This is a genomic window from Collimonas sp. (genome assembly GCF_035566555.1).
Lineage (GTDB): Bacteria > Pseudomonadota > Gammaproteobacteria > Burkholderiales > Burkholderiaceae_D > Collimonas.
In genome coordinates this window covers 19122-31954 of the sequence record NZ_DATMRB010000111.1, presented here as the reverse complement: position 1 = coordinate 31954, position 12833 = coordinate 19122, and the positions used below count along the sequence as shown (strand labels likewise).

At 58.7% G+C, this 12833-nt stretch carries 9 protein-coding genes; 4 read left to right on the top strand and 5 right to left on the bottom strand.

Annotated features, from left to right (window positions below):
- Positions 1-45: 45 nt before the first annotated feature.
- Positions 46-510, bottom strand: a complete 465-nt coding sequence (locus tag VNZ65_RS14395; protein WP_325670127.1) for an NfeD family protein — start codon at positions 508-510, stop codon at positions 46-48.
- 172 nt (positions 511-682) lie between these two features.
- Here VNZ65_RS14395 and VNZ65_RS14390 point away from each other — a divergent pair, with 172 nt between their 5' ends.
- The 3 genes from VNZ65_RS14390 (at position 683) to VNZ65_RS14380 (ending at position 3154) form a co-directional block, all read left to right on the top strand.
- Entirely contained in the window at positions 683-2455 is a 1773-nt protein-coding gene (locus VNZ65_RS14390; protein WP_325670126.1) for a tetratricopeptide repeat protein, read from the top strand.
- An 87-nt stretch (positions 2456-2542) separates the two neighbouring features.
- A complete protein-coding gene (locus VNZ65_RS14385) occupies positions 2543-2839 on the top strand; it encodes a type II toxin-antitoxin system RelE/ParE family toxin (RefSeq protein ID WP_325670124.1) in 297 nt (98 codons plus the stop codon).
- 3 nt (positions 2840-2842) lie between these two features.
- Positions 2843-3154: an addiction module antidote protein gene (locus tag VNZ65_RS14380; RefSeq protein WP_325670122.1), complete on the top strand. Its 312-nt coding sequence runs from the start codon at positions 2843-2845 to the stop codon at positions 3152-3154.
- 38 nt (positions 3155-3192) lie between these two features.
- Here the strand turns inward: VNZ65_RS14380 and VNZ65_RS14375 are convergent, their stop codons facing one another.
- Positions 3193-4392 (bottom strand): M20 aminoacylase family protein, encoded by a 1200-nt coding sequence (locus tag VNZ65_RS14375; protein ID WP_325670120.1) that lies wholly within the window; start codon positions 4390-4392, stop codon positions 3193-3195.
- A 255-nt stretch (positions 4393-4647) separates the two neighbouring features.
- On the bottom strand, positions 4648-7056 hold the full coding sequence (gene ppsA / locus VNZ65_RS14370) for a phosphoenolpyruvate synthase (protein ID WP_414649136.1): 2409 nt from the start codon (positions 7054-7056) through the stop codon (positions 4648-4650).
- Between the two features lie 277 nt (positions 7057-7333).
- On the opposite strand from ppsA, the gene ppsR reads away from it, so the two are divergent.
- Positions 7334-8182: a posphoenolpyruvate synthetase regulatory kinase/phosphorylase PpsR gene (gene ppsR / locus VNZ65_RS14365; RefSeq protein ID WP_325670118.1), complete on the top strand. Its 849-nt coding sequence runs from the start codon at positions 7334-7336 to the stop codon at positions 8180-8182.
- 131 nt (positions 8183-8313) lie between these two features.
- Here ppsR and VNZ65_RS14360 read toward each other — a convergent pair whose 3' ends face one another.
- Together VNZ65_RS14360 and VNZ65_RS14355 are read right to left on the bottom strand one after the other, a co-directional pair.
- The gene (locus tag VNZ65_RS14360) at positions 8314-11106 is read right to left on the bottom strand and encodes an Ig-like domain-containing protein (RefSeq protein WP_325670116.1); all 2793 of its coding nucleotides are present in this window, start codon (positions 11104-11106) and stop codon (positions 8314-8316) included.
- A gap of 691 nt (positions 11107-11797) precedes the next feature.
- Positions 11798-12769 (bottom strand): Ig-like domain-containing protein, encoded by a 972-nt coding sequence (locus VNZ65_RS14355; protein ID WP_325670114.1) that lies wholly within the window; start codon positions 12767-12769, stop codon positions 11798-11800.
- Positions 12770-12833 lie beyond the last annotated feature (64 nt).

The following is a 12833-nucleotide window of genomic DNA, read 5'->3' as shown; positions in this document are numbered from 1 at the left end:
CTTTTGAATTGAGAACAAGGGCGTCCGCCGAAGGCGGGCGACGTTCTAGTGCTGCTCCGGGCTGTTACCGACAATCAGCCGGCTGCCGCGAATTTCCTGGATGTAGAACAGACCGGAACGGGCAGTCGCCGTCGGCGCCAGCTCGACATCCCACATGGCGCCACGATAGCGGATGCGCGCGGTGAACTCGCCGCCGGCGCCGTCGGTTGCTGCATCGTGCTGCCATTGATCGACCGTGACGGACTGGCCGATGTCGAGGTTGACATTGGGGTCGCGCTCGGCCTTGACCCGCGAACGCTTGCCGAAGCGGCTGCGGCGCAGCAGATAAGTGGCCGCCAGCGCAACCACCGCAGCAACCAGCAGCTGCCACTCCACGCCCAGCCCAGCCAGCGCGGCAACACCGCCCATTGCCAGGCCAATCGCCACCATCAACAGGTACAGCGTGGTCGTCGCCAGTTCCGCGACGACCAGCACGCCGGCCGCCAACATCCACATCACCCATCCAGCCATATATTGCTTTCCGTTATGTAGAGCACATAGTGTAATCCAATTGATAAATAAACACGTGAATTCTTGATGCAGACAATCAACATACAGCGCTGGCCGGGCCGCCGCGAGTCCGGCGAGATGCTATGCTCTGGTCTCGCCCATAGGCACCGCCCCTGATCCGGGCAGCAAGTACATGAACACAATCAATCTCATTCAACAGGCTTACAAGGATTTCCAGAACGGAAACACCCGGCAAGCCGAACAAGTCCTCTCGAACATCTTGCAAAGCCAGCCGGCGAATTTCGACGCCCTGCATATTCTCGGCGTGATCCAAGCCGCCAGCGGCCGGCGTCCACAAGCTATCGGCCTGTTCCAGAAAGCGCTGGCGCTGGATGCCAATAACGTCTCGCTGCACTACAAGCTGGCCCGGGTGCAGTTCGAGTCGGGCGAATTCGCCGCCGCGCTGCAGGCGTATGAACGCATCATCGCCCTTGGCTACGTCAAACCGGAAATCCTGCTGGCCAAGACCGCCGCCCTGGTCAACCTGCAACGCCATCTGGAAGCGCTGGCCTGCCTGGAGCAAGCGCTGACGCACTGGCCCGACTATGCCGACGGCTGGGCGCACAAGGGCGCGATCTGCTATCAGCTGCGGCATTACGACGAAGCGCTGCTCTGCCTGGACAAGGCGCTGGCGCTGCAGCCGGCCATGGCGGACGGCTGGTACAAGAAAAGCCTGGCGCTGGACAAGCTGGAACGCTATGCGGAGGCGCTGGCCTGCGCCGACCGCGCCGTGTCCCTGGCGCCGCACAGCGCCGCCTACCGCCTGGACCGCGCAGTCATCCTGCACAAGCTGGAACGTTATGAGGAGGCTTTGGGCGACCATGAACAGGGCCTGGCGCTGGCGCCCGCCAATGCCGAAGCCTGGGGCGACCACGGCCTGACCCTGAGCCGCATGAAGCGCCATGAACAGGCGCTCGCCAGCTACGGCCGTGCGCTGAGCCTGCAAAGCGGTTATGCCGACGTCCTCTCCAACCAGTCGCTGTCGCAGCTGGTGCTGGGACAATTCGAGGCCGGCTGGCAAAGTTATGAATACCGCTGGAAAAAAGGCAATGCCGATACCCCTCGCCACACCGGCCTTCCCCTGTGGCTAGGCCAGCCGGACATCGCCGGCAAACGGATTCTGCTGTGGTCGGAACAGGGCCTGGGCGACACCATCCAGTTTTGCCGCTACGCGACGCTGGTGGCCGCGCTGGGCGCAGAGGTAATCCTGGAAGTCGATCCCGCCTTGAAGACCATTGCCCAGACCCTGGGCGGATTCCAGGTCATCGCCATCGGCGAGAGCGTGCCGCAAGTTGACTACCAGACGCCGCTGATGAGTTTGCCGCTGGTGTTCAAGACGGATCTGGCCAGCATCCCCGCCGGACCGGCCTATCTGCACGCCGATCGGGCCAAACAGGAGCGCTGGAGAAGCCGCCAGGATTTTACCAACGGCAAAATCAAGATCGGCCTGGTTTGCTCCGGTAATCCGGGCAATACCAACGACCACAGACGCTCCATGCCGCTGCAGGATTTTGCGCCGCTGTTGCAACTGGATGCCGATTTTTTCCTGATCCAGAAGGAAGTACGGGAACGCGACCTCGCCTTCCTGCAACAGAACCCAAAGCTGCGCCTGCCCGCGGCCGATCTCGATGGCTTTGACGACACCGCCGCGATCATCGCCAATCTCGACCTGGTGATCAGCGTCGATACCTCCATCGCCCACCTGAGCGGCGCGCTGGGTGTGCCGGTGTGGATACTCTTGCCATGGGTGCCTGACTGGCGCTGGCTGCTGGATCGTGAAGACAGCCCATGGTATCCGAGCGCTCGCCTGCTGCGGCAGGATGCAGCAGGAAACTGGCATGGATTGATCCAGCGGGTGGCCGAGGAACTGAATGATTTTTTAAGTGTTTCTCTAAAAATCAGCTAAATTACACGTATTTATTTGACAACAAACATCGTTGACGTAAAAGTAGAATGCTCTTGACTTAAGTATCCAATTGGATACAGTATTCCCATGTTCGAGATCTTGCTGTCCGATCTCTTCAAACGCTGGCTCCATGATCTGCGCGATGCGCAAGGAAAGGCCAGCATCCTGAGACGCATCAGATCCGCAGGCTTTGGCAATCTTGGCGACGTTGAACCGGTTGGCGACGGCATTAGCGAACTACGCATACACACCGGCCCGGGCTACCGCGTGTATTTCACTAGGCGCGGCAAGAGCTTGATCCTGCTGTTGATGGGCGGCGACAAATCCTCGCAGAAGAAGGACATCAAGCGCGCCAGGGAAATGGCCAAATCATTGAAGGAATAAGTCATGAAACCAGTATTTTCAACATTCGACGCGGCGGATTTTCTCGACAGCGACGAAATCATCGCAGCCTACCTCACCGAAGCGCTGGCAGACGACAATCCTGACGTATTCATCGCCGCGCTCGGCGACGTAGCGAAAGCCCGCGGCATGTCGCAGATCGCCAAGGACGCTGGGCTGGGCCGCGAGAGTTTGTACAAGGCGCTGGCGCCCGGGGCCAAGCCGCGCTTTGAAACCATCGCCAAGCTGATCAACTCGCTCGGCGTCAGGATCGCCATCGTCGTCAACACGCAGCCGGAAGCAGCGGCGCATACATAAACCGGCACCCGGACTATCGCTTGGCGACGCGGGCCTGCTTACAGTTTGCTTAAGAACAGGCTCTGCTCCACCAGCGACGCCAGCATGCCGGCGCCCAAGGCCGTGACGCTATCGTTGAAATCATAACGGTCGTTGTGCAAGTCGCAAGCGCTGATATCCGAGGCTTCCGCGCCGCCCTGCCCCAGGTATATGTAGGCGCCGGGCCGGGCTAGCAGCATATAGGAAAAATCCTCTGCGCCCATAGTGAGAGGATTGTCGCGCCGGACATTTGCGGCGCCGATCAGACCGTCGGCCACCTGTGCGGCAAATAATGCCTGCTCTTTGTGATTGACTGTCGCCGGATAGCCGCGACGATAGGTGTAGGCGACAGTCGCCCCGAACGCTGCGGCGATATTCTGCGCTATCTCCCCTATCCTCAGCTCCAGTAAATCCCGCGCCTGCGGGGTAAAACTGCGCGCCGTGCCAATCATCCTGACCGCAGCGGGAATGACGTTGTACGCCGTAGTCTGGCTGGTTTGCATGCTGGCCACGGTGACCACGCCGGCATCCAGCGGATGCAGATTGCGGCTCACGATGCTTTGCAGGGCTGTAATGATATGACCTGTCACCAGCACAGGATCTATCGCCGTATGGGGAATCGCGGCATGGCCACCGCGCCCGGCGACGACCAGTTCGAATTCATCTGCTGCGGCCTCCACCGGCCCGGGCTGCACCGCAATCACGCCGGGCGGCAGGCTCGGGTTGTTGTGCAAGGCATACACGGCATCGACCGGGAATCGTTCAAACAATCCATCCTTGATCATCGCTTCGGCGCCGCCGCCGCCTTCTTCCGCCGGCTGGAAAATCAGGACCGCAGTGCCGGCAAAGCACCGTGTTTCAGCCAGATACCGGGCCGCTCCCAGCAACATCGCAGTATGGCCGTCATGACCGCAGGCGTGCATTCGTCCTTCATGCGTGGAACGGTGAGAAAAGGAGTTTGCCTCTGTCATGGGCAGGCAATCCATATCCGCGCGCAGACCGACAGCAGCGCCTTCCTGCTGTCCTCTGACCAAGCCAACCACACCGGTCTTGGCGATCCCGCGATGCACTTCGACTCCCCATTTCTGCAGATAATCCGCCACCAGTTGAGAAGTACGGTTTTCCTGAAAACCCAGTTCGGGGTGGGCATGGACGTCGCGGCGGATTGCCGTCAGCTCATCCTGGTAGACACGGATGGAATCGACTGGGGTAAGTATCATGTTCAGGCCATTTCAATGATGAAAAAGCAAACTCGGGAGCGGCAGGGAGATGCGGCTGGCCGCGCTGACTCGCAGCTGCCTGAAAAAGCAGCGCCGTCTTGATTTTATCAAAAATACAATTATCCAAGTATCTTTTTGACAGCCTGTCCGCTCTGCAAGGGACAGCGCTTGACATCTCGCGCGGAAAACAAAAACGCGAGCACATGGCTCGCGTTTTCATGATTGCAGAACAGCCAACTGTCCTGCTGGAGGCACTTATTGCGCCGCAGCCAGCTTCTGCCAGGTATCGATCACCGAATCAGGATTCAGCGAAATTGATTCGATGCCCTGCTTCATCAGCCATTCGGCAAAGTCCGGATGGTCGGATGGACCCTGGCCGCAAATGCCGACGTACTTGCCCTTGGCGATGCAGGTTGCAATCACCTTTTCCAGCAAGGCCAGGATGGCCGGATCGCGCTCGTCGAAATCGGCGGCCAGCAATTCCATGCCGGAATCGCGGTCCAGGCCCAGCGTGAGCTGGGTCAGGTCGTTGGAACCGATCGAGAAACCATCGAAAAACTCCAGGAACTGATCAGCCAGGATGGCGTTGGACGGCACTTCGCACATCATGATCACTCGCAAACCGTTCTCGCCGCGCACCAGGCCGTTCTTGCCCAGCAGGCCGATGACTTTCTCGGCTTGTCCCAGGGTGCGGACGAAAGGCACCATGATCTCGACATTGGTCAGGCCCATGTCGTTGCGCACCCGCTTCATCGCCTGGCATTCCATTTCGAACGCTTCGGCAAAATCGCTGGCCAGGTAACGCGCCGCGCCGCGGAAGCCGAGCATCGGATTTTCTTCGTCGGGCTCGTAGCGCGAACCGCCGATCAGCTTCTTGTATTCGTTCGACTTGAAGTCGGACAGGCGCACGATCACCTTCTTCGGCCAGAAAGCGGCAGCGATAGTGGCGATGCCTTCGGCCAGCTTGTCGACATAGAATGCCTTCGGCGAAGCATGGCCGCGGGCCACCGATTCGACCGCCTTTTTCAGGTCGGCATCGATGTTCGGATATTCCAGGATCGCGCGCGGATGGACGCCGATATTGTTGTTGATGATGAACTCCAGGCGCGCCAGGCCGACGCCGCCGTTAGGAATCGACTGGAAGTCGAAAGCCAGCTGCGGATTGCCGACGTTCATCATGATCTTCAATGGCAGGTCTGGCAGCGCGCCGCGCGCCACTTCGGACACTTCAGTTTCCAGCAGGCCGTCGTAGATCTTGCCTTCGTCGCCTTCGGCGCAGGAAACGGTGACCAGGGTGCCATCCTTCAGCACATCGGTGGCGTCGCCGCAGCCGACCACGGCCGGCACGCCCAGTTCGCGCGCGATGATCGCCGCGTGGCAGGTACGGCCGCCGCGGTTGGTGACAATCGCCGAAGCGCGCTTCATGACCGGTTCCCAGTTAGGATCGGTCATGTCGGCAACCAGCACGTCGCCCGGCTGCACTCTTTCCATTTCGGAAGCATCGTGGATCACGCGCACCGGACCGGCGCCGATCTTCTGACCGATGGCGCGGCCGTGAGTCAGCACGGTGCCGACGCCCTTGAGCTTGAAGCGCTGCTGCGCATCGGTGGCTTTTTCCTGCGACTTCACGGTTTCCGGACGCGCCTGCAAGATGTACAGCTTGCCGTCGCGGCCATCCTTGCCCCACTCGATATCCATCGGCCGCTCGTAGTGCTTCTCGATGATGGTGGCGTATTTGGCCAGCTCGACAATTTCCTTATCGTCGAGCGAGTAACGGTTGCGCAGTTCGATAGGCACGTCGACCGTCTTGACCGAACGGCCAGCCTTGGCTTCGCCGGTGAATTCCATCTTGATCAGCTTGGAGCCGATATTGCGGCGGATGATCGGCAGCTTGCCCTGTTCCAGCATCGGCTTGTGGACATAGAATTCGTCCGGATTGACAGCGCCCTGCACCACGGTTTCGCCGAGGCCGTAGCTGGAGGTGATGAAGACCACATCCTTGAAGCCGGATTCGGTATCCAGGGTAAACATGACGCCGGCGGCGCCGACATCGGAACGCACCATGCGCTGCACGCCCGCCGACAAGGCTACTTCGGCGTGCGTAAAGCCCTTGTGCACGCGATAAGAGATGGCGCGATCGTTATACAGCGATGCGAACACGTGCTTCATGGCTTCCAGCACATTGTCGATGCCGACCACGTTGAGGAAGGTTTCTTGCTGGCCAGCAAATGAAGCGTCCGGCAAATCTTCCGCTGTCGCGGAAGAACGCACGGCGAACGACATCTCGCTGGCGGAGTCGGCCACCAGGCGCTTGTAGAAATCGTTGATTTCCTGTTCCAGGCGCGGCTGGAATGGTGTTTCCACGATCCATTGACGGATCTCGGCGCCGGCTTGCGCCAGTGCCCGCACGTCTTCAATGTTGAGCGTGGCCAGGCGTTCTGCGATGCGGTCAGCCAAGGCCGGTCCGCCGTCGACGCTATGCGACAGGAAGTCGCGGAATGCTTGCGCCGTGGTCGCGAAGCCGCCCGGCACCCGTACTCCGGCGCCGGCCAGCTGGCTGATCATTTCACCCAGTGATGCGTTTTTGCCGCCGACGGATTCGACATCCGTCATCCGCAGATTTTCAAAGGAGATGACGTAAGCCGCCCCCTGGGTAGCACCCATCTGTATTGCATTGGACATAACAACCTCTAGTTTGATGATAAGAAATCTTCACAATTGCCTTCGCCATCCTTGGCTTTTTGTTATTCTTCGTCGGACAGCTTTAAATATTCAGTTGGCTGCCATTTTATGCCAATTTAACGTTAAAAGGCGTACAAGGCGGCAGCCGCTTCACAGTAAGCTAGAGCCCTGGCTCGGTGAAAAGTTTCCGCGCCGGCCTGGCCGCCAGGCTAGCCTTGATTTTCCCGTTGATTTTGCTCGTTATTTTCTTGACAATATTATGCTTAATGCTGCTCCCGCCCCGCTGATCCCCGCCAACCGCACCGTGTTCTTCGTTTCCGACGGCACCGGCATCACCGCCGAGACCTTCGGCCATTCGGTGCTGACCCAGTTTGAGCTGCGTTTCAAGCAGGTGCGCCTGCCTTTCATCGATACCCTGGACAAGGCCTACGAGGCCACCCGCAAGATCAATGAGGCGTTTGCCGCGGACGGCAAGCTGCCTATCGTCTTTTCCACGCTGGTGAAGGCCGACCTGTCGAAAGTGATCCAGCAGGCCAAGGCGATGCACATGGACCTGATCCAGACCTTTGTCGAGCCGCTGGAAAAGGAACTGGGCGTGAAGTCGACCCACACCATCGGCCGCAGCCATAACACCGCCAACACCGACGAATACAAGAACCGCATCGAAGCCATCAATTTCTCGCTGGCGCACGACGACGGCCAGTCGCACAAGAACCTGGCCGACGCCGACGTCATCCTGGTCGGCGTCTCGCGTTCCGGCAAGACCCCGACCAGCCTCTACCTGGCGATGCAGTTCGGCGTCAAGGCCGCCAACTATCCCTTGATCCCCGAGGATTTCGAGCGCGACAAGCTGCCGAGCGGCCTGTTGCCGTTCAAGCAAAAGATTTTCGGACTGACCATCGCCGCCGACCGGCTGTCGGAAATCCGCAATGAGCGCCGTCCGGGCAGCAAATATGCAGCGCTGGCGAACTGCCGTTATGAAGTCAATGAAGCGGAAAAGATCATGCGGCGCGAAGGGATACGCTGGATGTCGTCGACCACCAAGTCGATTGAGGAAATTGCGGCGACGATTCTGCAGGATATCAAGCCGGAGATACGGACGTTCTAAAAGAAACCCACCGGAAACCGGTGGGTTCGTGAACAAGCCAGGTCAAGCTTCAATCAGCGCGAGCACATCAAATCCCATTGTCTGAAATGTAGATGCGCTCTGGGCCGGTTGCCTTACGACCGCAACGTGACTTATGCGGCATGCAGCTCGAGCAGCTCCGACAATGGCGCTGTCGGCAGGCTGACGCTGACGCCGGTAGCTTCGGCACGCGAGGTGTCAACATGGCCCGAATCCGCATCGAATTCGACGGCGCTCAAGTCGAACACTTGCGCGTCCTGGCCAGCCGGTGAGATGTCGGCAGCGCCGGCGAACAGTTCGCCGGGTGCTTGCAGCAAATCGCCGATTGACAATGAGGCCAAACCAGCATTCGGCTCATCGGCCGCGACATGCAGTACAAACGGGTCAGATATCAGTATTTCGTCCGAAGTCACCGTCGCCGTGTAGCCGCCCTTGCCCAAGTAGAAATTTCCAGCGTCGGTATGGGCAATGTCCAGCTCCCAGCTACCGTCCGATTGCACTATCGTACTGCCGATATAAGTAGCATCGATATACAGGTAGACCGGGGCATCCGGCTCGCCGTGGCCATGGAATACCGGCGCACCGTCGTCCGTCGTGCCGCCATTGCCAATAATGCCAGTAACACCAACATTGTCAGTAACTGAATCGATCTCCAGTTTTTGCTCTACAGGCGCGTCGGCTACCGTCAACCGAAAAGGTTCCGAAACCTGACTATCAGTGCCACGCACCGTGAACTCGTGCTGCCCTTCCTCAAGGCGATGCGCTGAGGCCAGATCCCAGCTGCCATCAGGATTCACCACAGAAGAACCCACTGCCTGATCGCCATCAAACAAATAGATCCAGGTGGCAGGGTAATCGCTATGGCCGTGGAAAGTAGGCCGTGCATCGTCGGTAACACCGCCGCTGACGATGGCTTCCACACCGCCAACATTATCGATCACCGAATCAATCACCAGCTTGGCCGCTTCCGGCAGCGCCACGTGCAGCACGAACGGCTCGGACTTCACGCCGGTGTAATCCTGTACCGTGAATGCATGCTCACCCGATGCCAGCACGGCGTTCGGGTACAGGCTCCAGCTGCCATCAGCCTTCACAATCGTCTGCCCCAGATAGGTATTTCCCTCATACAGGAAGATCTGGGTATTCGGCTGGCCATGGCCGCTGATCTTCGGATTCACGTCATCCGTCGTGTCGCCATTGCCAATCGCACCGGTCTGGCCGAAATTGTCGAATGCAGAATCAATCACCAGCTTGGCCGCTTCCGGCAGCGCCACGTGCAGCACGAACGGCTCGGACTTCACGCCGGTGTAATCCTGCACCGTGAATGCATGCTCACCCGATGCCAGCACAGTGTTCGGGTACAGGCTCCAGCTGCCATCAGCCTTCACAATCGTCTGCCCCAGATAGGTATTTCCCTCATACAGGAAGATCTGGGTATTCGGCTGGCCATGGCCGCTGATCTTCGGATTCACGTCGTCCGTCGTGTCGCCATTGCCAATCGCACCGGTCTGGCCGAAATTGTCGAACGCAGAATCAATCACCAGCTTGGCCGCTTCCGGCGCCGTGATGTTCAGCACAAACGCATCCGAACTCACCCCTGCACCGACCACCGTGAACGCGTGCTCGCCCAGCGTCAGGGGACTATTTACATTGAACGTCCAGTTCCCATCGCCATCGGTATACGCGTACCCCAGACGAGTGCTGCCGTCGTAGACTTCCAGTTGCGTGTTGGGTACCGCGCCCTTGCCTTGCAGCTTCGGCGTAGCGTCATCGGTATTGCCGCCATTTGCGATATATCCCGGGGTGCCGAAGTCATCAAATGCCGAGTCGATCATCGGCTTGGGGGAATCAGGGGCCTCCACCGTAAGCGTGAACGGCTCGGAACGCGACTCGATACCCGATGGCGTGACGAACGCCACCGTCAGCATATGCTCGCCCAGCCCCAGCGGCGTCTTCACATCGAAGCGCCAGCTGCCGTCGCTGTTAACAAGCGCATAGCCCAGGCGGGTGCCACCATCGTAGATGGCAAGTTGGGCATCTGGCGCCGCGCCATGGCCCTGCAGCGTCGGCGTAGTGTCGTCGGTATTGCCGCCATTGGCAACATATCCCGGAGTGCCGAAGTCGTCGAACGCTGATTCTATCACCGGCTTGGAGACCGGCTCGGTATCGCCCACTGTCAGCACAAACGGCTCGGACGCGATGCCCAAGCCGCTCACTTTAAACACATGCTCGCCTGGCGCCAGAGGCTTGGCATTATTCACGTTGTAGGTCCAGGAACCGTCTGAGCCAACCGGCGCACTGTCAACCAGCTGACCGTCGATGTAAATCAGCACCTGCGTATCCGCCATGCCATGGCCACTCAGCTGCGGCGTGCGATCATCCGTCGTGCCACCGTTGGCAACCTCTCCGGTGACGCCAACATTGTCGATGGCGGCATCAATCGTTGGCCTAGAAGAAGCCGGGATATCCACATGCAAAGTAAACGGCTCAGACCGCACGCCATCCTCACTGACCGCGGTAAGCACGTGCTCGCCCTGCGCCAGCGCCTGGTTCTCAAAAACCCTGGCATTCCAGTCGCCAAATCTGTCAACCTTGGCAGCAGCGACGAGTTCACCTTTTTGGTCGTAAATCTCGACGGTTGTTCCGGGCTGGCCACCATGTCCCTGGATTCCGGGGCGCACGTCGTCGATCGTGGCGCCGCTATCGACAAAGCCGGTCTGGGTGCCGGCCGTGTCAAGGATACTGTCAATCGACGGCGTTGCCGACACTTCGGAAACTGCATTGCCGATCATAGGGGACACGCTACTGACCAGTTCAGCAGACTTTAACGTCTCGGCAAAAACAGCCGCGCTGTTCAACGCATCGGACAAACCGGACACATCAGAATTTTTTTTATTGGAATCCATACATTCTCTCAATCTCTACAAATTAATTTAAGGACGCTGGCAGTGACAACATGAAAACGGCGATGTTTAAAAAGCGACATTTACCTCAAAATGCATGACCATCCCGAAAGGACGGCTAGCAAGCTGCTTTTGCACTTTTCGATATTTTTACTGTTACCCAGCCTTGGACATAGTCGTGCCAACGCTTAAATCATTACAAAAAAGACAATATTAAAAGCTTCATTTTTTGTAACAAAAATTCCTGACATTCGCGCCAATTTAAAAACAATCAACTGATATCCCGCGCTGGCTTAATAAATAGAATTGAATGTAAATTGCGTAAAAACATGTGGCTCTTCGGCGGCAATGCAGCCGGCAAAATAGGATTACCGGAAAAGGCTCGCCGTAATACTTTGAGCATGCTTTAGCTGAGGTGGAATATTGAGGCAGGAGCGGATGACGCAGAAGTGCCCGCTGTCGGCGGGCGTATGGAAGCAAGCAGAGATTTTTGTTTGACCGCAGGCATGTGCTCTGCGCGTTCGCCGGCATTGTTTGTAAACAGGACGGTGAGGTCGCCCATGATGGCATCTGTGCCCACGCAGCATCATTCCCGTCGCGTCCGCGTGGGCACAGGTGCTCACCCTACGAGAGCGCAGGGCACGCAAGCTTTATCATCACTCAAGAAAATCTCGACAGGACTATGACAGCCAGGTCAGGTCGGATCCGGTTGCCACAATTCCGCCGGCATCGGCGTTGGCGCCAGCAAAACCCCTCCGTTGGCACCCGCCGCCGCAACTGACGGCCCGTCGGCAAGCACACTGCTGCCGAATGTTTCTCTCGACAGATCGAGAGCGTGAGCGGCTTCGCCAACCGGCAAAATCCCGGCCTCGTCGCCGGCCATGAGTTCGGCCGCAGGCGGCTGCAGCAACTCGTCCAGCGCCAAACCGTCGGCCGCCGGCTCATCCGCTTCAGGGAAGCTGACGGTCAGCGCAAACGGATCGGACATCACGCCCGCGACAGCCACCGTGATCGAATGTTCGCCCAGCGCCAATGATTCGCTGACAGTAAACGACCATATGCCGTCTTCGCCTATCTCGGTATCGCCGATAGCTAAGCCGTTGTCGTAGATCTCCAGCCGGGCGAACGGTTCGCCATAACCAGAGAACGTCGGCGTGGCATCATCTGTCGTGCCGCCATTGTCTATCTCGCCGATTGCACCGGCGTCGGCCAAGGCCAGATTGATGATCGGCCTGGCCAACTCGAGAACCTCCGCTTCCGAGGCCTTTTCATTGGCGCTCGCCACTGCCTGCTCACTTGCATCAGGGACGCTTTCCGGCGCCACCTGAAGCCCCCAGCCGCCTGACTGATCGATATAAACGGAACTCAGCAATTTGCCCGTGTCCAAGCTGTTGTCGACGGCCGTCACAGGCAACGGGGCCAGCTTGTCAACAACAAGACCCGGACTTAACGGGATGACTTCAAGCTGCGCCTCGCCATGCATTCCATCCAGCACGGATCTCGCCGCAGAATAAGAGGATGCAGCATCGGTGTTGCCAGCCGCGGCATGCACTTCAGCCGCCACGGCCTGCGCATCGGACTTTGCTGCATCCACCAGAGCGGTGCTGCTGCCGAACTCATTGATTTGAGTTCGCCCGGTAGATTTCTTTTTGGTCAAATTCATCATATCTCTCCATTCATTGTCGCGGAGGCACACAGCGGCCGCAACCAACGCGCAAGAAACTTGCGCA

Excerpts from the sequence above, each read along its gene's own strand:
- VNZ65_RS14395 (WP_325670127.1), bottom strand. The coding sequence starts at position 510 with ATGGCTGGATGGGTGATGTGGATGTTGGCGGCCGGCGTGCTGGTCGTC.
- VNZ65_RS14390 (WP_325670126.1), top strand. The coding sequence starts at position 683 with ATGAACACAATCAATCTCATTCAACAGGCTTACAAGGATTTCCAGAAC.
- VNZ65_RS14385 (WP_325670124.1), top strand. The coding sequence starts at position 2,543 with ATGTTCGAGATCTTGCTGTCCGATCTCTTCAAACGCTGGCTCCATGAT.
- VNZ65_RS14380 (WP_325670122.1), top strand. The coding sequence starts at position 2,843 with ATGAAACCAGTATTTTCAACATTCGACGCGGCGGATTTTCTCGACAGC.
- VNZ65_RS14375 (WP_325670120.1), bottom strand. The coding sequence starts at position 4,392 with ATGATACTTACCCCAGTCGATTCCATCCGTGTCTACCAGGATGAGCTG.
- ppsA (WP_414649136.1), bottom strand. The coding sequence starts at position 7,056 with ATGGGTGCTACCCAGGGGGCGGCTTACGTCATCTCCTTTGAAAATCTG.
- ppsR (WP_325670118.1), top strand. The coding sequence starts at position 7,334 with ATGCTTAATGCTGCTCCCGCCCCGCTGATCCCCGCCAACCGCACCGTG.
- VNZ65_RS14360 (WP_325670116.1), bottom strand. The coding sequence starts at position 11,106 with ATGGATTCCAATAAAAAAAATTCTGATGTGTCCGGTTTGTCCGATGCG.
- VNZ65_RS14355 (WP_325670114.1), bottom strand. The coding sequence starts at position 12,769 with ATGATGAATTTGACCAAAAAGAAATCTACCGGGCGAACTCAAATCAAT.